The sequence below is a fragment of the Actinomadura sp. KC06 genome (assembly GCF_004348735.1).
Taxonomy (GTDB): Bacteria; Actinomycetota; Actinomycetes; order Streptosporangiales; family Streptosporangiaceae; genus Spirillospora.
Genome location: NZ_SMKT01000144.1, coordinates 1 through 22,149 on the forward strand (window position 1 = coordinate 1; position 22,149 = coordinate 22,149).

The 22,149-nt window shown below is 73.6% G+C and carries 21 protein-coding genes; 10 read left to right on the forward strand and 11 right to left on the reverse strand.

Annotated features, from left to right (window positions below):
• Together E1287_RS32880 and E1287_RS32885 are read right to left on the reverse strand one after the other, a co-directional pair.
• Positions 1–1,859, reverse strand: a 1,859-nt coding sequence (locus E1287_RS32880; RefSeq protein ID WP_131969175.1) for an alpha-1,4-glucan--maltose-1-phosphate maltosyltransferase, incomplete at its 3' end; no start/stop codon positions are given.
• A gap of 163 nt (positions 1,860–2,022) precedes the next feature.
• Positions 2,023–2,364 carry an STAS domain-containing protein gene (locus E1287_RS32885; RefSeq protein WP_131969176.1) on the reverse strand — a complete coding sequence of 114 codons (342 nt, stop codon included), beginning with the start codon at positions 2,362–2,364 and terminating at the stop codon, positions 2,023–2,025.
• A 203-nt stretch (positions 2,365–2,567) separates the two neighbouring features.
• On the opposite strand from E1287_RS32885, the gene E1287_RS32890 reads away from it, so the two are divergent.
• Both E1287_RS32890 and E1287_RS32895 read left to right on the forward strand, forming a co-directional pair.
• On the forward strand, positions 2,568–3,251 hold the full coding sequence (locus E1287_RS32890; RefSeq protein WP_131969177.1) for a carbon-nitrogen hydrolase family protein: 684 nt from the start codon (positions 2,568–2,570) through the stop codon (positions 3,249–3,251).
• Between the two features lie 78 nt (positions 3,252–3,329).
• Entirely contained in the window at positions 3,330–3,605 is a 276-nt protein-coding gene (locus E1287_RS32895) for a sulfurtransferase TusA family protein (RefSeq protein WP_131969178.1), read from the forward strand.
• Between the two features lie 7 nt (positions 3,606–3,612).
• Here the strand turns inward: E1287_RS32895 and E1287_RS46455 are convergent, their stop codons facing one another.
• Positions 3,613–6,501: a helix-turn-helix transcriptional regulator gene (locus E1287_RS46455; RefSeq protein ID WP_131969179.1), complete on the reverse strand. Its 2,889-nt coding sequence runs from the start codon at positions 6,499–6,501 to the stop codon at positions 3,613–3,615.
• 88 nt (positions 6,502–6,589) lie between these two features.
• Here E1287_RS46455 and E1287_RS32905 point away from each other — a divergent pair, with 88 nt between their 5' ends.
• Genes E1287_RS32905 through E1287_RS32910 form a run of 3 tightly spaced genes read left to right on the forward strand, consistent with a single transcriptional unit; the run spans position 6,590 to position 9,024 of the window.
• Positions 6,590–7,813 carry a serine/threonine-protein kinase gene (locus E1287_RS32905; RefSeq protein ID WP_131969180.1) on the forward strand — a complete coding sequence of 408 codons (1,224 nt, stop codon included), beginning with the start codon at positions 6,590–6,592 and terminating at the stop codon, positions 7,811–7,813.
• A 50-nt stretch (positions 7,814–7,863) separates the two neighbouring features.
• Positions 7,864–8,031 carry a hypothetical protein gene (locus E1287_RS44145; protein WP_165969311.1) on the forward strand — a complete coding sequence of 56 codons (168 nt, stop codon included), beginning with the start codon at positions 7,864–7,866 and terminating at the stop codon, positions 8,029–8,031.
• A 42-nt stretch (positions 8,032–8,073) separates the two neighbouring features.
• Complete coding sequence (locus E1287_RS32910) at positions 8,074–9,024, forward strand: ATP-dependent DNA ligase (RefSeq protein ID WP_131969181.1); 951 nt, start codon at positions 8,074–8,076, stop codon at positions 9,022–9,024.
• Between the two features lie 25 nt (positions 9,025–9,049).
• Here the strand turns inward: E1287_RS32910 and E1287_RS32915 are convergent, their stop codons facing one another.
• On the reverse strand, positions 9,050–10,339 hold the full coding sequence (locus tag E1287_RS32915; RefSeq protein WP_131969182.1) for an aminotransferase class I/II-fold pyridoxal phosphate-dependent enzyme: 1,290 nt from the start codon (positions 10,337–10,339) through the stop codon (positions 9,050–9,052).
• Positions 10,340–10,518: 179 nt separating this feature from the next.
• Here E1287_RS32915 and E1287_RS32920 point away from each other — a divergent pair, with 179 nt between their 5' ends.
• Positions 10,519–11,001: a VOC family protein gene (locus tag E1287_RS32920; RefSeq protein WP_131969183.1), complete on the forward strand. Its 483-nt coding sequence runs from the start codon at positions 10,519–10,521 to the stop codon at positions 10,999–11,001.
• Between the two features lie 77 nt (positions 11,002–11,078).
• On the opposite strand, the gene E1287_RS32925 is transcribed toward E1287_RS32920, so the two are convergent.
• The 3 genes from E1287_RS32925 to E1287_RS32935 form a co-directional block, all read right to left on the reverse strand.
• On the reverse strand, positions 11,079–11,909 hold the full coding sequence (locus tag E1287_RS32925; RefSeq protein ID WP_243719590.1) for an undecaprenyl-diphosphate phosphatase: 831 nt from the start codon (positions 11,907–11,909) through the stop codon (positions 11,079–11,081).
• 128 nt (positions 11,910–12,037) lie between these two features.
• The gene (locus E1287_RS32930) at positions 12,038–12,430 is read right to left on the reverse strand and encodes a nuclear transport factor 2 family protein (protein ID WP_131969185.1); all 393 of its coding nucleotides are present in this window, start codon (positions 12,428–12,430) and stop codon (positions 12,038–12,040) included.
• 91 nt (positions 12,431–12,521) lie between these two features.
• Entirely contained in the window at positions 12,522–13,562 is a 1,041-nt protein-coding gene (locus tag E1287_RS32935; RefSeq protein ID WP_131969186.1) for an enoyl-CoA hydratase/isomerase family protein, read from the reverse strand.
• Positions 13,563–13,591: 29 nt separating this feature from the next.
• On the opposite strand from E1287_RS32935, the gene E1287_RS32940 reads away from it, so the two are divergent.
• From E1287_RS32940 to E1287_RS32955, 4 genes are read left to right on the forward strand one after another with little or no spacing between them, the layout of a single operon-like run.
• Entirely contained in the window at positions 13,592–14,824 is a 1,233-nt protein-coding gene (locus tag E1287_RS32940; protein WP_131969187.1) for a CoA transferase, read from the forward strand.
• The gene (locus E1287_RS32945; protein WP_131969188.1) at positions 14,821–16,194 is read left to right on the forward strand and encodes an amidohydrolase family protein; all 1,374 of its coding nucleotides are present in this window, start codon (positions 14,821–14,823) and stop codon (positions 16,192–16,194) included. The genes E1287_RS32940 and E1287_RS32945 overlap by 4 nt, the downstream gene beginning before the upstream one ends.
• Positions 16,195–16,254: 60 nt before the next feature.
• Positions 16,255–17,115, forward strand: a complete 861-nt coding sequence (locus E1287_RS32950; RefSeq protein WP_131969189.1) for a fumarylacetoacetate hydrolase family protein — start codon at positions 16,255–16,257, stop codon at positions 17,113–17,115.
• Positions 17,112–18,167 (forward strand): Ldh family oxidoreductase, encoded by a 1,056-nt coding sequence (locus tag E1287_RS32955; protein WP_165969312.1) that lies wholly within the window; start codon positions 17,112–17,114, stop codon positions 18,165–18,167. Before E1287_RS32950 ends, E1287_RS32955 begins: the two co-directional genes overlap by 4 nt.
• A 7-nt stretch (positions 18,168–18,174) precedes the next feature.
• Here the strand turns inward: E1287_RS32955 and E1287_RS32960 are convergent, their stop codons facing one another.
• The 4 genes from E1287_RS32960 to E1287_RS32975 form a co-directional block, all read right to left on the reverse strand.
• A complete protein-coding gene (locus E1287_RS32960; protein ID WP_165969313.1) occupies positions 18,175–19,335 on the reverse strand; it encodes an epoxide hydrolase in 1,161 nt (386 codons plus the stop codon).
• A gap of 8 nt (positions 19,336–19,343) precedes the next feature.
• On the reverse strand, positions 19,344–20,294 hold the full coding sequence (locus E1287_RS32965) for an SMP-30/gluconolactonase/LRE family protein (RefSeq protein WP_131969192.1): 951 nt from the start codon (positions 20,292–20,294) through the stop codon (positions 19,344–19,346).
• Positions 20,291–21,379 (reverse strand): alcohol dehydrogenase catalytic domain-containing protein, encoded by a 1,089-nt coding sequence (locus E1287_RS32970; protein ID WP_131969193.1) that lies wholly within the window; start codon positions 21,377–21,379, stop codon positions 20,291–20,293. Before E1287_RS32970 ends, E1287_RS32965 begins: the two co-directional genes overlap by 4 nt.
• Positions 21,380–21,390: 11 nt before the next feature.
• A partial coding sequence (locus tag E1287_RS32975) for an SDR family oxidoreductase (RefSeq protein ID WP_131969194.1) occupies positions 21,391–22,149 on the reverse strand: 759 nt, incomplete at its 5' end.

The following is a 22,149-nucleotide window of genomic DNA, read 5'->3' on the forward strand; positions in this document are numbered from 1 at the left end:
TGGGGTGCTCGGGGACTCGGAAATGTGTAAAAGAGGCAGGCGCGGGGGTGGTGGGGGTTGAGGTTGACGATGGCCAGGACGGTGTCGTCGAGGTGGCGTTTGGAGAAGGCGAGGAGTTCGGGTTGGTCGATGTGGTGGAAGTGCAGGTTGCGTAGTTGCTGGAGGGCGGGGTGGGTGTTGCGGAGGGTGTTCAGCCGGGTGATCAATGGTGCGAGGGTGGTGCCGGTGCGGGTGGCGGTGTCCCAGTCGCGGGGGCGGTACTGGTATTTCTCCGAGTCGCGGTATTCCTCGCTGCCCGGCCGCACGGGGGTGTTCTCGCAGAGTTCGTAGCCGGCGTAGATGCCCCAGGTGGGCGACAGCAGCGCGGCGAGGATGGCGCGGATTTCGAAGGCGGGGCGGCCGCCGTGCTGGAGGTATTGGTTGAGGATGTCGGGGGTGTTGGTGAAGCAGTTGGGGCGCATGTAGTCGGCGGCGGGGCCGGTGAGTTCTTGGAAGTAGGTGCGGAGGTCGTCGGGGGAGTTGCGCCAGGTGAAGTAGGTGTAGGACTGGTGGAATCCGATTTTGGCGAGGGTGTGCATGATGGCGGGGCGGGTGAAGGCTTCGGCGAGGAAGAGCACGTCGGGGTCGGTGGTGTTGATGTCGGCCAGGAGGCGTTCCCAGAAGGCGATGGGTTTGGTGTGGGGGTTGTCGACGCGGAAGATCCGCACGCCGTGGTTCATCCAGTGCCGCACCACCCGCCGGATTTCGGTGTAGAGGCCGTCGGGGTCGTGGTCGAAGTTGAGGGGGTAGATGTCCTGGTATTTCTTGGGCGGGTTTTCGGCGTAGGCGATGGTGCCGTCGGTGCGGGTGGTGAACCAGTCGGGGTGCTGGTGCACCCAGGGGTGGTCGGGGGAGCACTGCAGCGCCAGGTCCAGGGCCACCTCTAGGCCGCAGGATGCGGCGTGGTCGACGAAGGCGTCGAAGTCGTCGAGGGTGCCCAGGTCGGGGTGGATGGTGTCGTGGCCGCCGTGGGGGGAGCCGATGGCCCAGGGGGAGCCGGGGTCGTAGGGGCCGGCGTCCAGGGTGTTGTTGGGGCCTTTCCGGAAGGTGGTGCCGATGGGGTGGATGGGGGGCAGGTAGATGACGTCGAAGCCCATCTCGGCGATGGCGGGCAGCCGCTTCATCGCGGTGCGCAGGGTGCCGGAGGTGGGGCCGCGGCGGCCCAGGGGATCGTGGGTGGCGCCTTCGGAGCGGGGGAAGAATTCGTACCAGGCGCCGTACAGGGCGCGTTGGCGGTGGACGGTCAGGGGGTACCAGTCGCTGACGGTCAGCAGGTCCCGCAACGGATGACGCACCAGAACGTCCTCGACGTCCGGGTCGTCCACGGCCTCCATCCGGTCGGTGACCGGGACGGTCTCGTCCCCGAGGCGTTTGGCGAGCCGCTCCACCGTCGGCCGGTCCTTACCGGGCACGGCCTCGGCCGCACGGGTGAACAGCGCCGCGCCCTCGGCGAGCATGAGCTCGACGTCCTGACCGCGCGGCACCTTGATCTGCGCGTCATGCCACCAATGCGCGATCGGATCACCCCACGCCTCCACCCGAAACGACCACGACCCCATCTCCGTCGGCGTCACCTGCGCCGACCACCGATCCAGACCCGCGCCCACCTCGCTCATCCGCACACCCGGCAGCTCCTGGCCGTCCGGCGTCCGCAACACCACCGCCGCACCCAGCCGCTCATGCCCCTCACGAAACACCGTCGCCGACACCTCGACCGTCTCACCCACCACCGCCTTGGCCGGCCACCGGCCGCACCCCACCACCGGCGACACCTCAAGGATCGGAATGCGGCCGAGCTCCGCCTCCAGCTTCACCTGCATGTGCGCGCTCCTGCTCCAGCTCTCCGGCGCCGTCGGTCCTAGGCATCCATGCCCCGTCCGCAAGTCTCGGCCATCAGCGCCATCACAAGATCATGCAAAGAGATCGCCTGCCGCCGCACGGCGGGCTTCAGGAGAGCGGCGACGCCGTGGTGGAACGTGCCACTCAGGTGTGCGCGGACGCCGCGAGCGCCTCGCGGGCGGTCGTCACGTCCGGTGCGATGGCGACGCGGCGCTGCAGGCCCGCCACGTCCGACACCCGGCGGACGATGCCGCGCGACGGCAGCACCACCCACATCGGCACGCCCAGCTCGGTGGCCCGCACCTGCGAGCGCGTGATCACGTTCAGCCCGTTGGAGTCGCAGAACGTGCAGCCGGTCAGGTCGAGGATCAGGGCCGGCGTCCCGGAGTCGAGGAGTCGCATGGCCTGCTCGAGGATCGCCTCCCCGTTGCTCACGTCCACCTCGTCCGGGAACGTCAGCGTTCCGCAGGTATCCGTGATCTCCACTCGCGCCACTCCGAGATCCATGGTCCGCCCCAAAGTCGAATTCCTCACCTGGATGACAGCGGGGGGTACCTCACTGCGACTGTAAGCCCCGAACCTGGACGGAACCTGAAAGAAGCGGTCAAGTCTAGGACGTCGATCACCCATATCGCCGACGATCCCGTTCATCGTTGATTGATCCTGATTTGTCGCTTTAGGAGGCCCGCATGCCCGTGCCGCTGACTCTGGCCGCGGCCCAGCCGCCCTGTACGCCCGGCGACGTCGAGGCCAACGTCGCCGCGCACACCAGGACGATCCGCGCCGCACGGTCCAGGATGGTCCTCTTTCCTGAGCTTTCCCTGAGCGGATACGAACTGGACGCTGAGAACCTCGAGCCCGCCGACCCGCGCCTGACGCCCCTGGTCGACGCCTGTGCGGAGACGGACGCCGTCGCCCTGGCGGGCGCCCCGGTCGATTCGCACATCGCGATGCTCCGCATCGACTCCGGCGGCGTCACCGTCGCCTACAGGAAGATCAATCTGGGTGGCGCCGAGCCCGAACGCTTCAAGCCCGGCAAAGAACCGGCCGTCATCACCGTCGACGGGCGCCGCTTCGGATTGGCCATCTGCAAGGACACGGGCGTTCCGCAACACCTCGCCGACACCGCAGCACTCGGCATCGACGCCTATCTCGCCGGGGTGTGCGACGACGATCCCGCCGTCGTGGAGGAGCGCGCCCACCGCGCCGCGACCGCCCACGGCGTCTGGGTCGCCTTCGCAAGCTTCGCGGGCCCGGCCGGCGGCGGCTACGACCCGGCCGCCGGGCACTCCAGCATCCGCACCCCGGACGGCTTCGTCGTCGCCCAGGCGGGACCCGAACCCGGCGCGCTCGCCCGCGCCACCCTGCTTTGACCGCTATGTCGTGCCTTAGTTCTAAATTTCGCCCGAGTCACTGCTAGGTTCGCGAAGAACCTGACCGGGAGAGAGGGAATGAGCTCGGACCCAGTCGTGATCGACGGCGGCGACCGCTCCTGCGTGCGGCTCCTCCTGGAGCTGCGCGGCCACATCGCCGGTCTGGCCCCCGGCACCGTCGTCCATCTGATCGCCACCGACCCGGCGGCCCCCATCGACCTGCCCGCCTGGTGCCATCTGACGGGCCACGCCTACCTCGGCCCGCTCGACGCCGCCGAACGCCCGACCTACGCCCTCCAGGTGGCCGCCGACGCCCGTCAGACCTCCCCGGAATCCCCCTGGCGCCCCCGCTGACCGGCCGTCAGTCGAACAGGCGCAGGCGGTGGGCCGTGGCCGCCGCCTCCGTGCGGGTGGAGACGCCCAGTTTCGCCAGGATGTTGGACACGTGCACGCTCGCCGTCTTGGCGGAGATGAACAGGGCCTCGGCGATGTCGCGGTTGCTGCGGCCCTCGGCGACCAGCCGCAGCACCTCCGCCTCGCGCGGGGTCAGGCCCAGGCCCGGACGGGGCGAGGGCGCGCCGCCCAGGTCGACGCGGGCGCGCCGGGCCAGCAGCTCGACGCGCTCGCGGAGCGGGACGGCTCCCAGATCACCGGCGATCGCGGCGGCGCGCCGCAGCCGTGCGGCGGCGCCGTCCCGGTCGTGGCCGGCGGACGCCTCGGCCGCGCGGGCCAGCGCCAGCGCGAGCGGATACGGCCGGGCGAGGGCGTCCCACGCCTTCACCGCCGCGTCCCACGCGTCCGGGTCGAGGACGCCCTCGGCGCGGGCCGCCTCCGCGAGGAACGTCAGCCGGTGCGCCTCCTGGACGGGCCCGTACACGCGGATCCCGTCGGCGCGGGCCCGGACCGCGGCGAGCGGGCCCGGGTCGCCGAGGTCGGCGCAGGCGGTGGCCGCGACGACGAGTCCTGGGAGGACGTAGCGGGACTCGTCGGGCAGGCCGCGATCGTCGAGGACGGGCCCGAGCGCCGCCAGGGCGTCCGCCGGGCGGCCGCGTCCGAGGGCGATCAGCGCGTCGAGGCGGCAGACGGGGAACAGGTCCTGGGCGCGGCGGGCGGCGCCGTGCGGGATCCGCCGCCGGGCCGCCCGGGCCGCCCGCTCCGCCGCGTCCAGGTCGCCGCGGTCCGCCGCGATGCCGCCGGCGAGGAAGTTCAGGCTGCCCCGGATGAGCGCGGGCGGGTCCTGCGCGAGGGCCCGGTCGATGACGGCGAGCGCCTCGTCCCAGCGGCCGAGGGAGATCAGCGGCTCGGCGGTGTTGAACGCGAGGAACGTCCCGGTCGTCCGGGCGAGCCCGTACTCGTCGGCCTTCGCCGCGCCGAGCGCGGCGACCTCGGTGGCCTCCGCCGACCGCCCGGCCATCTCCAGGACGTCCGACCGGTTGGTGAGCGCCCGCAGCAGCGGCTCGAACGCGCGGGCCTCCTCGGCCTGGCCGGCCGCCCGCTCGACGCGCGCGAGGAAAGCCTCCACGCCGCCGTCGCGGACCAGGTCGTCCCACGCGAACCAAAGGTCGAGGTGGATCTCCACCGGTACGTCGCCCACGGCCCGCGCGACCGACAGGGCCTCCTGGGCGGCGGCGTGCGCCTCGTCCCGCATGCCGGGCAGCGCGTGGATCTGGTAGGCGAGCGTCGCGAGGACGCGGGCGCGGGTCCGGCTCGGCGGGTCGGCGGGCGCGAGCCGGGCCGCCTCGCGGAGATCGTCGATCGCCTCGTCCCGGCCGAGCCGCATGGCCATCAGGCCGCGCCGCTCGTAGAGGCGGGCCGTCCGCATGGGGTCGGCGTGCGCGGCGTCGGTGCGAGTCTCCGCCAGGGCGGCCGTGGCGAGCCTGATCCCGATGTCGGGCTCCCCGGCGAGGTCGGCGAGCGTGACGGCCTTCTCGATGACCTTGGCGTGCGGGACGCCGATGCGCTCGGCCGCGTCCGGCACCCGGTCCCACAGGTCCAGGACGCGCGACGCCATCCGCAGCGACTCGGCGTAGGCGAGCGCCTTGTGCGTCTCGCCGGCCGCCCGCCACGCGGCGGCCAGCGCGCTGGCGGCGTCGTGCGCCGCGTGCCAGTGGTGCGCGAGCGTGATCATCCGCTGCCGGGCGGGCATCAGCTCCGGGCGCGCCTCCAGCACCTCCGCGTACCGGACGTGCAGCCGCGTCCGCTCGCCGGGCAGCAGGTCGTCGTGGACGGCCTCGCGGATCAGCGCGTGCCGGAACGCGTACCCGTCGCCGTCCACGACCAGGGTGTTGGACGCGACGGCCGGGCGCAGCCCGCGGGTCAGCGCCCGCTCGTCCACGCCGGCGACCGCGGCGAGCAGCTCGTGCTCGATCCGCGCGCCGCCGCCCGCCGCGACGCGCAGAATCTCCTGGGTCTCCTCCGGCAGCCGGTGGACGGCGCCGAGCAGCAGGTCCCGCAGCGACTCCGGCAGCTCGGGGTCGTCGCGCGAGCCGAGCAGCGCCTCCGCGAACAGCGGGTTGCCGTCGCTGCGCGCGAAGATCTCCGCCGCGACGCCGGCGGTACCGGCCGCGCCGAGGATGCCCCGGACCAGCTCGCCGACCTCGTCCCGGCCGAGCCGCGCGACCTCGACGCGCCGCACCCGCTCCACCCGTTCCAGCTCGCTGAGCAGCGGCCGCAGCGGATGGGTGCGGTGCAGCTCGTCCGTCCGGTACGTGGTGAGGACCAGCAGCGCGGCGCCCGCGCCGAGGTTGCGGACGAGGAACGTCAGCAGGTCCCGCGTGGACGTGTCGGCCCAGTGCGCGTCCTCGACGACGAGAACGACCGGCGCGTCCGCGGCGAGCCGCTCCAGCAGCGTGAGCACCAGCTCGAACAGCCGGGCCCTGGCCTCGCCGGTGAAGGCGTCGGCGTCGGCGTCGCCGAAGTCGGGCAGCAGCCGTCCGAGCTCCGCGCCCGCGCCGAGCGGGAGCAGGTCCCGGACGCCGTCCACGCCGATCTCCCGGACGAGCCCGCGCAGCGCCGCCGTGAACGGCGCGAACGGCAGCCCCTCGGTGCCGAGCTCCAGGCAGCCGCCGACGAGGACCCGCGACCCGTCCGCCCGGGCCCGCGCCCCGAACTCGCCGACCAGCCGCGTCTTCCCGACGCCCGCCTCACCGCCCAGCAGCACCGCGGACGGCGACCCGTCCCGCGCGGCGCGGTACGCCTCGTCCAGCGCGGCCGACTCCCGGACGCGCCCGACGAACAGGGGACTCGTCACATGAGCGTTCACCGTATAAGCGTGCCCCACTCGGTGTGGAATGCGGTAAAAGGGGAGATCGTCCAGCGTCCCGCCGTGAAGGAGTCGGATGTCCGCAACGCCGTTGGAGCCCGGCGATCCCAGCCACGTCGGCCCGTGGGAGCTGCTGGGCAGGCTCGGAGAGGGCGGGCAGGGGGTCGTGTACCTCGGCGGCAACCCCTCCGGGGAGCGGGTCGCGGTCAAGGTGCTGCGCGGGCTGGACCGGGACGCGCTGCGGCGGATGGAGCGGGAGGTCGAGGCGGCCCGCAGGGTCGCGCCGTCCTGCACAGTGCGGATCGTTGACGTGCGGCTCGAACAGACCGTCGCCTATGTGGTCACCGAATACGTGGACGGGCCGTCCCTGCAGGACGCGGTGAGGACCGAGGGCCCGCGGCGGGGCGCGGCCCTGGAGCGGCTGGCCGTCGACACGGCGTCCGCGCTGGCGACCGTCCACGCGGCCGGGATCGTCCACCGCGACTTCAAACCGCACAACGTGCTGCTCGGCCCGGACGGGCCGCGCATCATCGACTTCGGGATCGCCCGCGCCCTGGACATGACCTCGTCGCTGACGAAGGGGCCGATCGGGACGCCCGCGTACATGGCGCCCGAGCAGATCGAGGGACGTCCCGTCACGGCGGCGGCCGACGTGTTCGCGTGGGGCGCGGTGATGGTGTTCGCCGCGACCGGCCGCCCCGCGTTCGCGCGGGACGGGATGCAGGCCCTCTTCCACCAGATCCTGAGCGAGGAACCCGATCTGTCCGGCCTGGACTGGCGGCTGCGCGACGTCGTCCGCTCCTGCCTGGCCAAGGACCCGGCGCACCGTCCGGCCGCGTCCGAGCTGGTCGCGAGGCTGACCGGCCAGAACGCCGCGTTCATGCCCGTGCCGCCGCCTGGTCCGGTGGCACCGCCGGCGCCGACGCTTCCTTCGGCGTGGCCGCGCAAGCGGCGCGTGTGGCCGTGGCTCGTCCCGGCCATCGCGCTGCCCGTCGTGGCGGCGATCGCCGTCGGAGGCGTCCTGGTGGGACGGCAGCTCCTGAAATCAGAGGTCACCGCCACCTCCTTCCCGGACACCTGCAAGCTGTACGACTCCGGCGACGGCAAGAAGGTCCTGAGCGACATGGGGGCCGCGAACGGCAAGCGCATCCCGCAAGGGAACAAGGACCAGTACGGGGAATGGCGGCTGTGCGCGTTCGGGACCGCCCGGTTCCCGCCGAAGAACACCTCCAGATCCAGCTCAACCTCTACAAGCCGGACGACCCCGAGACCGGCGTCGAATGGGCCCGCCACGCCCTGAACGGAGGCACCGACTTCGGCTGCTTCAGCGGCCCCACGTCGAGCACCCGCGTGGGCGAGGAGAGCTGCGACGGACGCACCAAGGACTCCTGGGCCGTGGTCAACGCGCGGAAGGGCAACGTCATCGCCTCGGCGGCCTGCTCGACCCCGAACGTCAGCGCCGCCGACCTCCGCGCCCTGCGCCGCGCCGCCGACCTCGCACTCGACCAGACCCTCTGACGCCCCTGTGGTTTTGACGCACGGGCGTGCGAAGCTGGGCGGGTGAGCGCTGAAGAGGAACGCGACGGGGTACGGCTGACGAACCTCGACCAGCCGCTGTTCGACGGGGCGGACGCCACCAAACGCGACCTGGTCGACTACCTGGACGCGGTCGCCGGACGCCTCGTCCCGCAGCTCGCCGGGCGGCCGCTGTCGGTCAAGCGCGTGCGGCCGGGCCAGGAACCGTTCATGCAGAAGAACACCCCGAAGTACACGCCGTCGTGGGTCCGGACGGTAACGGTGTGGGCGGAGACGTCCCAGCGCCAGGTCTCCTATGCGCTGTGCGACGACCGCCGGACGCTGCTGTGGTTCGCGAACCAGCGCGCCGTCGAGTACCACCCGCCGCTCGTCCTCGCGGACGCGTGGGACCGTCCCACCCATCTCGTGATCGACCTCGACCCGCCCGAGGGCGGCGGGTTCGACGCCGTCGTCGGGGCCGCCCACCTGGTGCGCCGCGCGATGGACGACTGCGGCCTGCAAGGCGCGGTCAAGACGAGCGGTGCGAAGGGCGTCCACGTGTTCGTGCCGCTGGACGGCGGGCTCGCCGACGACGTCGCCGCCGCGACCCGGGCGCTGGCCGCCCGCGCCGAACGCCTCGATCCCGAGCTCGCCACGACGGCCTTCATCCGGGAGGACCGCGCCGGAAAGGTGTTCCTCGACTCGACCCGCGCCGCCGGGGCGACCGTCGTGGCCGCCTACAGCCCGCGCATCCGCCCCGGCGCGACGGTCTCGTTCCCGGTCCCGTGGGACGAGCTCGACGGCGTCACGCCGCGCGACTTCACCGTCCGGAACGCGGTGGGCCTGCTAGGCGACCGCGACCCGTGGGGCGAGGCGATGCCGCCGCCGCAGCGGCTCCCCGACGATCTGGTCGCGGAGGGCCACACGATCCCGATCGCGCGCGTCCAGGCCATGCACGAGGGCAAGCGCCGGGCCCGCGCCCGCCGGAACACCTGACGCCCACCACGTCGGGCCGCGGTCCTCAGATCGCGGTCCTGAAGTCCTCACGCGGGACGGGCTCGCGGTGCGGCGGCGCCCCGGCGAAATGGTTCGCCGCCGTCGCCCCCGCCTCCCTGCCCGCCTCCCCGCCTGGGGCGGTGGCCTCACCCCAGCCGTGGCCGGGGGAGACGACGTTGTCGGGCGGCTCCTCGGACGCGGTTCCGTAAAGGAAGGAGCCGAGCCCGATCAGCAGCCGCTGCACGTCCTTCTCCGGCCGGACGACCAGCCGCACGAACTGGCTCGACGACCCCAGCTTGTTGCCGCACTCCCGGACGAACACCCCGTGGCGGCCCATCAGATGGTCGCGCAGCGCGACGCCGTCCTTGCCGTCCGGCAGCTTGACCATGACGAAGTTGCCCTGGGACGGGAACACCTTCAGCCCCGGCAGGCCCGCGAGCTGCTGCGACATCAGCAGCCGGTCGCGGGCCAGCAGCCGCAGGCTCTCCCGGTACTCGGCGGCGTGCTCGCGCAGCAGGAACACCACGACCTCCGCGAAGGAGTTCAGGTTCCATTTCGGCAGCGCCGCCCGGACCGTCCGCGCCAGCGCCGGGTTCGCGACCATGTAGCCGAACCGGACGCCGTGCAGCCCGAAGTTCTTTCCGAGGCTCTTCAGGACGATCACGTTGGGGCGGATCCGGGCCTCGTCGGCGACGCTGGTGTGCGGCTCGGCGTCCACGAAGTCGAGGAACGACTCGTCCACCACGACGAGGTCCAGGTCGATGAGGAGGTCCAGCAGCCGGACGACCTCGCGCCGCGGGACGTAGCCGCCGTCGGGGTTGTTCGGGTTGCAGACGACGGCCGCCCGCGCGCCGCGCATCCGGATGAAGTGGACGAACGCGTCCACGTCGAGCTCGAACCCGCGCATCTCGTGGAGCTGGAACATGTCGACGCGCTTGCCGGTCTCCAGCGGCTGGTCCGTCCACCGCCCGAACGTCGGGATCGGCGTGGCGAGGCTCTCCCGGACCAGCAGATGGTCGATCCAGGTGATCAGCTCCGTCGACCCGTTGCCCATCACCACCGTCTGCGGGTTGTGCCCGAGCGTGTCGCACAGCTCCCCGGCGATCGTGTCGGCGTCGCTCGGGTAGTACTTCAGGATCTGCTCCATCGCGCCCGCGAGCTGGGAGAACATCCCGGGCGTCGGGAAGTAGGGGTTGCACGGGATGCAGAAGTCGACCAGGTCCCGCCGCCCGGACGAGGCGCGCTGGAGGGCGAAGAAGGACGGGCTGTGCGCGTTCCGGCGCAGGACTCCCGGATCGATCGCGTCCGATGACACGGATGTGCTCCTCGCGCGGCGGGGACGCCCGCCGCGGCCCAGGGCGGCGTCCGGTGTCGGGTGGGTCGCCCCAGGGGTACGGCCCCGCCGCCGTCCGGGTTCAGCGGCCCTCCGACCGATGAGTTTCCAGAACGCGGCCGGTCTGCATTGCCGAAGCGAACGACAACAGGGAGGTACCGATGGCGGACGAGAAACTGACGACGTGCCTGTGGTTCGACGGGCAGGCCGAGGAGGCGGCGAACCACTACGTCTCGATCTTCAAGAACTCCGCGCTGGGCGAGGTCACGCGGTCCGGCGAAGGCGGCCCGGGCGAGCCGGGCTCGGTGATGACGGTCGAGTGGGAGGTCAACGGGCAGAAGTTCGTCGGCCTGAACGGCGGCCCCGAGTTCACGTTCAACGAGGCGGTCTCCTTCATGGTCCACTGCGACGACCAGGCCGAGGTCGACTACTACTGGAACCGGCTCGTCGAGGGCGGCCAGGAGGCTCCCTGCGGCTGGCTTAAGGACAGGTTCGGCCTGTCCTGGCAGATCGTCCCGAAGGTGCTCTACGAGCTGATGAGCGACCCCGACCCGGAGAAGGCGGGGCGCGCCACCCAGGCGATGCTGGCGACCCACGGCAAGCTCGACATCGCCGCGCTGAAGAAGGCCCACGCCGGAGGCTGACCCGTGTCGAGCGCCGTCCGGTCAGGCGAGCCGCCGCCCCCGTTTGGCGACGTCGCTTCCGCTCTGCCGTGCGGCGCTCAGGCGTCCAGCGTCCCCGTGCCGAGGAGGCCGAACAGGAGCAGGCCGATCGCGACCCGGTAGACCACGAACGACGTGAAGGTGTGCCGCTGCACGAACCGCAGCAGCCAGGCGATGGACGCGTACGCGACGAGGAACGACACGACGGTGCCGACGACCAGCGGCAGTGTGCCCGCTCCCGTCCCCATCGCGCCGGGCAGCTCGTAGATCCCGGCGCCGGTCAGCGCGGGGATGCCCATGAAGAACGACAGCCGGGTCGCGGCGACCCGGTCGAGGCCGAGCAGCAGCCCGGTCGACATGGTCGCGCCCGACCGGGAGAACCCGGGGAACAGCATCGCGAGGATCTGCGAGGAGCCGATCAGCATCGCGTCGGTGAGGGACGTGTCATCCTCGCCGCGCTTGTGGCGTCCGTACCGGTCGGCGAGCCACATCACGACGCTGCCGCCGATCAGCGACCCGGCGACCACCCACAGCGAGGCGAGCGGGCCGTGGATGAGGTCGTCCGCGGCGACGCCGACGGCCACGACGGGCAGCGTCGCGAAGATGACCCACCAGCCGAACTTGTAGTCGTGGTGGTACCGCTCGGACGGCTTGACGATGCCGCGCCCCCACGCCTTCGCGATGCGGAGGATGTCGGTGAAGAAGTACACGAGGACGGCCGCGATCGCCCCGGCCTGGATGACGGCGGTGAACCCGACCACGGCGTCGTCCTCGACCGGGATGCCCATCAGCCCCTCGGCGATCTTCAGATGCCCGGTCGAGGACACCGGGAGGAACTCGGTCAGGCCCTCCACGATCCCGAGAACGATGGCCTGCCCGACGTTGATCACGCTCAATGATCCGGTTCCTCTCCTGACCTGCGACTGCCCGCGGCGAGCCTACTAAGGGAAACCGATCACTACGTCCGATGCGCGAAACATCTTCACCGCCCGTTAACCCGAACCCGCGCGGGACCGGGTCAGCCGGCGGCGGCCTCGCGCTCGACCCGCTCGAACTCCGCGGCCATCGCCGCCGCGAGGGCGTTGGCCGCCGACAGCGGGCGGACCATGACCGTCAGGTCCTCGATCAGGCCGTCGTCGTTCAGCCGGAGGAAGTCGCAGCCGGTGAGCTCCAGGTCGCCGACCTTCGCCTCGAAGAGCAGCGCGTGGTCGCGGCCGTCCGCGCCGCCGATCTCCCGGACGTAGCGGATGCCGGAGAACACCCGCAGGACGGCGCGCAGGATCGCCGCCGTGATCGCCTTGCCGGGATACGGCTTGTACGCGACCGGGCTGGTGAACACGACGTCGTCGGCGAGCAGGGCCTCGATCGCCTCGTGGTCGCCGGCCTCGGCGGCGGCTCGGAATGGATGCATGTGCCCGTCCCCCGACAGTCAGATTATTGACTAGTGAACTAGAAGAATATTGTCAGAGCCGGTCGCCGTCCGCCACCGGCCGTGTGGTGATTCAGGCGACCGCGTCGACGAGGCCCCAGGCAAGGGCGGTCGGGGTGTCGAGCGGCGCTCCGGTCAGGGCGAGATGCAGGGTGCGCCAGCGGCCGATCCGGCGGGGGATGCTGACCGTCCCGCCCGCTCCCGGGACGAGCCCCATCCCGATCTCCGGCAGCCGGAAGGTGGTGCCCGGCGCGGCCCGGACCGTGGCCGCGAACGCGGGGATCTCCACCCCCGCGCCCGCGCACGCCCCCCGCACCCGCACCTCGGCGCGCTCGCCGAGCCGATGGACGAGCAGGCCCGGGCTCGCGGACGTCCGGACGAGATGCGCGGTGGACGGGTCCGGCGCGGTGCCGAATTCGGCCAGATCGCCGCCGGAGGAGAACACCGGCCCGGCGCCTTCGAGGACGACCCGCTTCACGGTGTCGTCCAGGAGCGCCAGTTCGAGCGCGTCGATCATCGCGGCGCGGAGCCGCCGTCCGAGCGCGTTGCGGCGCGCCGGCAGGTTCAGCGTCACCGTGAGCCGGTCGCCGTCGCGGGCGAGCAGGACCGGGTCGGGGACGGGCGGCGCCTCGGGACGCGGGTCGCGCGCGCCGAGCCACCGGGCGAACTCCGCGCCGCCGAGCAGCGTGGAGTAGGCGAACGACTCGGCGTCCAGGGCGGCCCGCACGGGGAGGGCCGGGGTGATGCGGAGCAGGCGCGCCAGCACGAGCGCGGCCTGGGGGTGCGCGGACACGGCGGCGGCGACGTCCGCGAGCGCGGCCTCCGCGTCCGGCACCGGGACGAGCGACGCGTCGTCCTGCGTCTCGCCCTCGATCAGCGTGAGGTCGAGGGCTTCGGCGAGGGCGCGTGCGGCCGGGGCCAGGGCCGCGCGGCCGGTCACGCCGACCAGCAGCCGGTCGCCGTCGCGGGCGCGTTCGATCGCGTCGCCGAGGACGTGCTCCGGGACGGCTCCGCGACGCAGATCGACGGCGAGCAGCGGCGTCTCAAGGCCGCCGGAGGCGTCGATCAGGGGGAGGCTCGCGGCGCCCGCTGCCAGCCCCGCCGGGTCGGTCATCGGCACCGGAACCATAGGCTCAGTAGACCATGACCGAGTCCGATTCGGCGGCCGACTGGGCCGCGAGCGGGGCCGTCGCGCTGACCGGGCGGCCGGACGGCCCGCCGCTGGTCCCGCCCGGCCGGGCCGCGACGCACGCGCGGGTCCTGGCGGCGCGCGTCGCCGAGCTGACCGGCGGCGCGGTCCGGGTGGACGGGGCCGCGCTGCTCGCCGAACGGGCCGCGTTCACCGGGGCCTCGCGGCGCGGGCGGGTGTCGGCCGGGGGCGGCTGCCGGCTGCTGCCGACCGCCGACGGGTGGGCGGCGGTGTCGTGCGTGCGCCCGGACGATCCGATGCTGCTGGGCGCGCTCATCGGCGCCGAACTGCCGGACGGCGACGTGTGGCCGCCGGTCGAAGCGTGGCTGCGCACGCACACGGGCGCGGAGCTGGCCGAACGCGCCGGGCTCCTCGGTCTGGCAGCGGGGCCGGTCGCTTCGGCGGCGCCGTCCGGCGAAGCGATGCCGCCGCCTGCGCGGGGACGCCCTGTCGACGGGCTGCTGGTCGTGGACTTCAGCGCGCTGTGGGCGGGCCCGCTGTGCGCGCACCTGCTCGGCCTCGCCGGCGCCCGGGTGGTGAAGGTGGAGACCCCGGCGCGTCCGGACGGCGCCCGCCGCGGGCATCCCGGCTTCTACCGGCTCCTGCACGCGGGGCACAGGTCGGTCGTGCTCGATCCCGGCGAGCGGTCCGGCCGCCGTGCGCTGCGGGCCCTGGTCGAGAAGGCCGATGTCGTGATCGAGGCGTCCAGGCCCCGGGCCCTGGCCCGCTTCGGCCTGGACGCGCACGCCTCCGCCGCCGCCGGGACGACCTGGATCTCCATCACCGCCGCGGGCCGCGCCGCCGACCGGGTCGGGTTCGGGGACGACATCGCAGCGGGCGCCGGGCTCGTCGCCCGCGAGCCCGGCGGCGCCCCGCTGTTCTGCGGCGACGCCATCGCCGACCCGCTCACCGGGCTCACCGCGGCGGCCCGCGCCCTCACCCGGCCGCCCGGCGGAACCGGCTCGTTGCATGACATCTCCATGACCGGCGTCGTCGCCGCCACGCTCGATCCCAGCCCGTCGCCGTCCGCGGCGGCACGCCGCAGCGGTGACGGCTGGGTCGTCGACACGGGCGGCGGCCCGGTCCCGGTCGCGCCGCCCCGGCACCGGGCACCCGCCGGACGCGCAGCCCGCAGCGGCGAGCACACCGCCGAGGTCCTGCGCGAACTGCGGATCCCCGTCCCATGACCGGAAGGCTGCTGCTGCGCGACGCGGAACTCCTGGACGGCCGCCGCGCCGACGTCCGGGTCCGGGACGGGCGCATCGCCGAGATCGCAGCGTCCGTGCCGCGCGAGGCCGGGGAGGAGGTCGTCGAATGCGGGGGCGGTGCGCTGCTGCCCGGCCTGGTCGATCACCATCTGCACCTGCACGCGCTGGCGGCGGCGCGGCGCTCCGTCCGCTGCGGCCCGCCGGACGTGACGAGCCGAGCGGAGCTGGCCGGCGCGCTCGCCGCCGCGTCCCCGGGCGGGGACGGCTGGATCCGCGGCGTCGGCTACCACGAGTCGGTCGCGGGCGACCTCACCGGCGCCGCCCTCGACGGGCTGTGCGCCCGGCATCCGGTCCGCGTCCAGCACCGCAGCGGCGCGATGTGGATGCTCAACACCCGCGCCGCGCAGGCCGTCCGCCTGGATGAGACCGACCACCCCGGGATCGAGCGCGACGCCGCCGGAGCGCCGACCGGACGGATCTGGCGGGCCGACGACTGGCTGCGGTCCCGGCTCCCGCCCGGCGCGCCGCCGGGGCTGGCGGACGTCGGCCGCGACCTCGCCCGGCTCGGCATCACCGCGGTGACCGACGCCACGCCCGGCCTGAGCCCGGAGGCGGTCGCGGCGATCGCGGCCGACGTGCGGGACGGGACGCTGCCGCAACGCGTCCACCTGCTCGGCGCCCCGCTCACGGCCCGCTCGGGCGGTCCGTGGAAGATCGTGCTGGCCGACTCCGGGCTGCCCGCGCTGGACGATCTCACCGGGCGGATCCGGCGGGCGCACGCGGCGGGACGACCGGTCGCCGTCCACGCCGTCACCCGTGAGGCGCTCGTCCTCCTGCTAGTCGCGCTGCGGGAGGCGGGGTCCGTCCCCGGCGACCGGATCGAGCATGCCGCGCTCGTCCCGCGAGAGCTGATCGGCGAGATCGCGGACCTCGGCCTGGCGGTCGTCACCCAGCCGGGCTTCCTCACCGACCGGGGCGGCGACTACGCGCGCGACGTCCCGGCGGACGAGCATCCCGACCTTTACCGCTGCCGGTCGCTCATCGCGGCGGGCATCCCGGTGGCCCTGTCGTCCGACGCCCCGTACGGGCCGCTCGACCCGTGGGCGATCATCGCCGCCGCGTCCGGCCGGACGCTCAACCCGGCCGAGCGGCTGCCGCCGCGCCGCGCCCTGGAGGCTTGCCTCGCCCCTCCCGAGCAACCGGGCGGGGCTCCGCGGCGGCTGCGTCCGGGCGGCCCGGCCGACCTGGTCCTGCTGCACGGCCCGCTCCGGGCGGCGCTGGCGGACCCGGCCGCCGACGCCGTCCGGCTCACCCTGAACGGCCACATAATCTACCAGTCGGTTGGTTGACTGGTAGCGCTGCGGCTGCGATGGTTGAAGGGCTCTGACCGCCCCGATCATGGAGTGACGATGAGGCTCGCCGCCATCCGCCTGAACGGTGCCGACACGCTCGCCGTCGCCGGACGGGGCGAGGACGGGACCGGCCGCGTCCGGATCGTCCCGCCGGACTCCGGCCTCCCGACCGCCGTGACCTCGCCCGATGACGTGGCCTGGCTGGCGGTCGCGTGGCCCGACCTGCCGGAGGCCGACGCGGCGGAGCTGCGGTTCCTGCCGCCGGTGCGGGCGCCGCAGAAGATCGTCGCGATCGGGCTCAACTACGCCGAGCACGCGGCGGAGGGCGGCCTGGACGTCCCCAAGGAGCCCGTCGTGTTCGCCAAGTTCCCCAGCTCGCTCGCCGCCCACGGCGACGTCGTCGAATGGGACCCGGCGGTCACCTCGCAGGTCGACTACGAGGCCGAGCTCGCCGTCGTCATCGGCACGAAGGCGCGCCGCGTGTCCGAGCGGGACGCGCTCGACCACGTCCTCGGCTACACCTGCCTCAACGACGTGTCCGCGCGGGACCTGCAGCGCGACGACGGCCAGTGGGTCCGCGCCAAGTCCCTGGACACCTTCTGCCCCATGGGCCCGTGGCTGGTCACGGCCGACGAGATTCCCGATCCGCAGGCCCTGACCGTCCGGTGCAGGGTCTCCGGCGAGGTGCGGCAGGAGGCGGGCACCGCTGACATGATCTTCCCGGTGCGGGCGCTGATCGCGCGGCTCAGCAGGGCGTTCACCCTGCGGCCCGGCGACGTCATCGCCACCGGAACGCCGCCCGGCGTGGGCGCGGCGAGCACCCCGCCGCGCCTGCTGCGCGACGGCGACGTCATGGAGGTCGAGATCGACGGAATCGGCACGCTCCGCAATGTCTGCCGGGAGAGGACGGCTCCGTGACCACGACATCGCAGACTTTCCCGGCCGGGACGCTGATCGACGCCGCGACACGGATCCTGCGGCGCGTCGGCGTCCCGGACGCGGGCGCGGCCCGGGTGGCGCGGAACCTGGTCACCGCCGACCTGCGCGGCGTCGAGACGCACGGCCTCATCCGGCTGAGCGCGTACGTGGAGCGGATCGAGGCGGGCGGGATCGCCGCCGACCCCCAGATCGAGATCGTCCGGGACCATCCCGCGACCGCGCTGCTGGACGGCGGGAACGGGCTCGGCGCCGTGGGCGCGTCCGCGGCCATGGAGCTGGCGATGGAGAAGGCGGCCGCGTCCGGCATGGGGCTGGTCGTCGTCCGCAACATCAACCATTTCGGGGCCGCCGCCGACTACAGCATGACGGCCGCCGAGCACGGCATGATCGGCTTCTCCGCGACGAACGTTCTGGCGCTGATCGCGCCGACCGGCGCGTCGGTGCCGATGGTCGGCAACAACCCGCTGTCGTTCGCGTTCCCCGGCGACCCTCCGGTGGTGTACGACTCGGCGATGAGCGTGTCGACCTGGGGACGCGTCCTGGTCGCGGCGCAGCGCGGCGAGGCGCTGCCCGAGGGCGCCTTCCTCGACGGCGACGGCCGCCCGACGACCGACCCCGCCGCGGTGCTCGGCGGCGGGACGCTCCTGCCGGTCGCCGGATACAAGGGGTACGGCCTGGCGCTCTGCGTCTCGCTGCTGACCGGCGTGCTCGGCGGCTGGCTGTCGGACGCGCAGCTCACCGGCCACCGTCCGGACGAGCCGGGCGGCAACACCGCCGTCCTGGGCGCGATCGACGTCGGCGCGTTCACCGACCCCGCGGAGTTCGCGCGGCGCGTCGACCGCATCGGCGCCGAGATCCGGACGGCGCCGCGGCGTCCGGGCGTCGACCGCGTGTGGCTGCCCGGCGAGAAGGAGACCGAGCGCGAACGGGAGCGCCGCGAGGCCGGGGTGCCCCTCGCCGGGGCCGTCCGCGCCGACCTGGCCGCACTCGCCGCCCGGCTCGGCGTCGAGATCGACGACGCCCTCCGCTGACCCGCGGTCAGCGGAGTGGGCGGAAGAACGTGCGGATGCTTTGCGCGACCGCCTCCGGCTCCTCCCAGGACGCGAAATGCCCGCCCGCAGGCAGATCGGCCCAGTGCCGGACGTCATGGGTGCGCTCGACCATCTCCCGGGGCGCCTGGCGCGGCGGCGTGCCCGGCAGCACAGGCGGCATCGCCACGCCCGTCGGGACCGGAAGGCGGGTGCCCGGCGCGATCGGCGGGTCGGCGCGCACCCGCTCGTAGTACACGCGGATGGACGAGCCGATGCTGCCGGTCGCCCAGTACAAGGTGGTCCCGGTGAGCAGATCGTCCTTGGAATAGCGGCGCTCGATGTCGCCGTCGCAGTCGCTCCACGTCCGGTGCTTGTCCAGCAGCCAGGAGAGCAGTCCCGCCGGCGAGTCGTTGAGCGCGTGCGCCAGGCTGGACGGCTTCGTCCGGTGCACCGCGCCGTACGCGCCCTCCTCGGCGCTCCACGACCGCGACCGGGCGAGGAACTTCACCTCGGCGGACGTGGCGGGCCCGAACGGCGGATCGAACGACGGCGACGGCAGCAGCACCGGATCGTGCGTGTGCAGGCCCGCCACGGCGCCGGGGTCGGCGAACGCCATCCGCCCGCCGATGTACGCGCCGAGTCCCGTGACGTGCAGGCCGTACCGTCGATGGCCGAAACCGTCGGTGACCAGCCGAGACAGCGTCTCCGCCATCCGCGCGTACCCGAAGCCCCGTTCGCGTGGCGCGTCGGAGAACCCGAAGCCCGGCAGCGACGGGACGATGACATGGAACGCGTCGGACGGGTCGCCGCCGTGCGTGCCCGGGTCGGCGAGCAGCGGGATCAGCCTCGTCATCTCCAGGTAGCCGCTGGGCCAGCCGTGGATCAGCACGATCGGCAGCGGGTCGGGGCCCGTCCCGTGCCGGGCGACGACGTGGACGCCCAGCTCGCCCAGGTCGGCCCACTTGTTGGGGAGCGCGTTCAGCCTCGCCTCGGCGGCGCGCCAGTCGAAGCCGTCGCGCCAGTACGCGACCAGCTCGCGCAGGTAGCGGCCGCTCGTCCCGTACTCCCAGCCGGCGTCCGCCACCTCGCCCGCCGGACGGACGCGCTCCAGCCGCCACCGCAGATCGTCCAGCACGTCCTGGGGGACGTCGATCGTGAACGGCTTCACCCGCGTCCTCATCGCACGCCCTGCTGGAAGTGCAGCGGCAGGCCGGGCTCCGGCCACGGACAGCTCACCAGCCGCCCGTGCTCGGCCAGCGTGAGGTAGGCCGTCGACATGTCCGGGCCGCCGAAGCAGATGTTGGTGACCATCCGGTCGGACAGCTCGTCCGGCAGCAGGTACTTCGTCACGTGCGCGCCGTCCGGGGAGATGACGGTGACACCGCCCTGGATCAGCGTCCCCACGCAGACGTTGCCCGCCGCGTCCACCGCCAGCGAGTCGAAGTAGGCCAGTTCGGGGAGCTGTCCGGTCAGGGTGGACGGGTCGCGGGGCGGCGCGTCGTCCAGCTTGCCGGGCACCGGGACGTCGCGTCCGATGAGCCGGGCCGTGGACGTCTCGGCGTAGTAGAGCCGCCCGTCGCCGGGCGACAGCCCGATCCCGTTGGGCGTCTCCGCCGGATGGATCGCCTCGCTGATCTCGCCGTCCGGCGACACGTAGAACACCGAGCCGAGGTCGCGGCGCCGGCCCTGGATCTTGCCGGTGTCGGTGAACCAGTAGCCGCCCCCGGCGTCGAACACGATGTCGTTCGGGCCGGACAGCGGGCGCCCGTCGCACTGCGTGAACAGGACCTCGGTGGTGCCCTTGGCCATGTCGACGCGTTCCATCCGGCCGCCTTGCCAGACGTCCGGCCACTTGCCGCCGTTGTTACAGACGTAGACGAGGCCGTCCGGTCCGAGGGCCGCGCCGTTGGGCCCGCCGCCCGTGACCGCGACGACCTCCTTGCCCCCGTCCGGACGGACGCGGGTGAGCCGCCCGCCCGCGATCTCGGTGACGAGGACGCTGCCGTCCCCGAGCGCCACCGGTCCCTCCGGGAACTCAAGCTCCTCGGCGAGCACCGTCACGTCCGCCAGCCGCCGCACCGTGACCTCGTACGACAGCGTCTCCACCTGGGGGTGAGGGTTCTTCATGCCGCAGGCTCGATTCGCGCGTGGAGGGGCTTGCCATCGGACATGAGGGCGCGGAGCGCGTCCTCCGCGTTCTCCAGGGAGAAGGCGTGGCTGGCGAACCGCTCCAGCGGCCACCGGCCCGACTCGATCAGCGCGATCGCCTGCTCCATCGAGCGCAGCGACCGCGACACGGCGCCCTTCACCGTCAGGCTCTTCGCGCAGGCGAGGTCGACCGGGAACGGCGCGAGGCCGTCGGCGCCCTTCAGCCCGGCCAGGACGACCGTGCCCTTCCGTCCCGCCATGCGGACGGCGTCGGTGACGGACGCGAGCGACCCCGGCGTGGTGTCGATGACGATGTCCGGCGCCTGCCCGAGGGCCTCCGGGACGGCGTCGGCGGCGGACGCGTCCGTCACGTCCAGCGCGTGGTCGGCGCCCAGCTCCAGCGCCAGATCGAGGCGCTCGCGGTCGGCGGCCAGCCCGGTCACCGCGATCGGCCCGGCGCCCGCCGCGCTCGCCGCGATCACCGACGCCAGCCCGCGTGGCCCGGGACCGAGGATCGCCACCGACGTCCCGTACCGTGCGCCGCCCAGGTCGAGCGCCCAGTCGACCCCGTTCGCCAGGACGTTGAACAGCGACGCCGCCGCCACGCTCACCGACCCGGACACCGGGACGAGGATCGCCTCGGGCGCCAGGTACAGGTGCGTGGAGAACCCGCCCCACAGGCCCGGCCCGATGTCGGGGCCGCGGAAACCGTAGATGGTGCCGTCCGCGAACTCCGGCGCCGTGCAGCCGCGGAGCCCGGCGCGGCACGTCCGGCAGCGGCCGCAGGTCAGCGTGGAGTGCACCGCCACCCGGTCGCCCTCGCCGAGCCGCCACCGGGCCCGCGCCGCCGCGCCGATCGCCACCACCCGGCCGACCGGCTCGTGCCCCGGCACCAGGGGGAGCCGCGCCGCGGTCCGCCCCTCGAACACCTCGACGTCGGTGCCGCAGATCCCGCACGCCTCCACGGCCAGCAGCGCGTCGTCGGCGCCGACCTCGGGCAGCGCCCGCTCGCGCAGCTCGTACTTCTCCGGCCCGGTCTGCACGATGAATCTCGCCGCGTCCATCCGGCCACCTCCTAGTGGAACGTCTCGCCCGCGTTGACGTCGACGGTCTGGCCCGTCATCCCCGACGACAGGTCGGACGCCAGGAAGACGACCACGCGGGCGCACTCCTCGTCGCTGGTCAGCCGGGGCAGCGCGTTGTCGGCCACCATGCTCCGCGTCTCGGCCTCGGCGCTCGTGCCGCGCTCGGCGGCGAGCCCGTCGATGTAGCCGCGCAGCGTCGGCCCCCACATCCGGCCGGGGACGATCGTGTTGACCCGGACGCCGTACGGCCCGACCTCCCTGGCCAGCACCTGCGCCGCCGTCACCAGCGCCGCCTTGGCCGTCGCGTACGGGCCGCGCCCGGCCTTGATCCGCCGCATGCTCTGCGAGCCGACGAACACCACCGCGCCCTTGCTGCGCCGCAGCTCGGGCAGCGCCGCCTTCGTCATCCGCAGCGATCCGAAGAGGGTGACGTCCATCGTCTCCAGCCACGGCTCCAGGCCGGAGTTCTCCAGCGTCGTCCCGTGCGGCGCCGAGGCGAACGCGTTGTTGACCACGCAGTCGACCCCGCCGAACTCGCGCCGCGCCGTCTCGACCAGTGCCGCGCAGTCGGCGTCGGACGTGACGTCGCAGATCGCCTCCGCCACCCGCGCCCCCGTCGCGCGCACCTCCGCGGCGACCTTCCCGAGCGCCTCTTCGGACCGTCCGCCCAGCACGACCGAGGCCCCGGCCGCCGCGGCGGCGAGCGCCGTCTGCCGCCCGAGCCCCGGGCCCACCCCCGAGACCACCAC

What these genes read in the sequence shown, in the direction of transcription:
- E1287_RS32890 (WP_131969177.1), top strand. Translation starts at nt 2,568, where the DNA reads ATGCCCGTGCCGCTGACTCTGGCCGCGGCCCAGCCGCCCTGTACGCCC.
- E1287_RS32895 (WP_131969178.1), top strand. Translation starts at nt 3,330, where the DNA reads ATGAGCTCGGACCCAGTCGTGATCGACGGCGGCGACCGCTCCTGCGTG.
- E1287_RS32905 (WP_131969180.1), top strand. Translation starts at nt 6,590, where the DNA reads ATGTCCGCAACGCCGTTGGAGCCCGGCGATCCCAGCCACGTCGGCCCG.
- E1287_RS32920 (WP_131969183.1), top strand. Translation starts at nt 10,519, where the DNA reads ATGGCGGACGAGAAACTGACGACGTGCCTGTGGTTCGACGGGCAGGCC.
- E1287_RS32930 (WP_131969185.1), bottom strand. Translation starts at nt 12,430, where the DNA reads ATGCATCCATTCCGAGCCGCCGCCGAGGCCGGCGACCACGAGGCGATC.
- E1287_RS32935 (WP_131969186.1), bottom strand. Translation starts at nt 13,562, where the DNA reads ATGACCGACCCGGCGGGGCTGGCAGCGGGCGCCGCGAGCCTCCCCCTG.
- E1287_RS32940 (WP_131969187.1), top strand. Translation starts at nt 13,592, where the DNA reads ATGACCGAGTCCGATTCGGCGGCCGACTGGGCCGCGAGCGGGGCCGTC.
- E1287_RS32945 (WP_131969188.1), top strand. Translation starts at nt 14,821, where the DNA reads ATGACCGGAAGGCTGCTGCTGCGCGACGCGGAACTCCTGGACGGCCGC.
- E1287_RS32950 (WP_131969189.1), top strand. Translation starts at nt 16,255, where the DNA reads ATGAGGCTCGCCGCCATCCGCCTGAACGGTGCCGACACGCTCGCCGTC.
- E1287_RS32965 (WP_131969192.1), bottom strand. Translation starts at nt 20,294, where the DNA reads ATGAAGAACCCTCACCCCCAGGTGGAGACGCTGTCGTACGAGGTCACG.
- E1287_RS32970 (WP_131969193.1), bottom strand. Translation starts at nt 21,379, where the DNA reads ATGGACGCGGCGAGATTCATCGTGCAGACCGGGCCGGAGAAGTACGAG.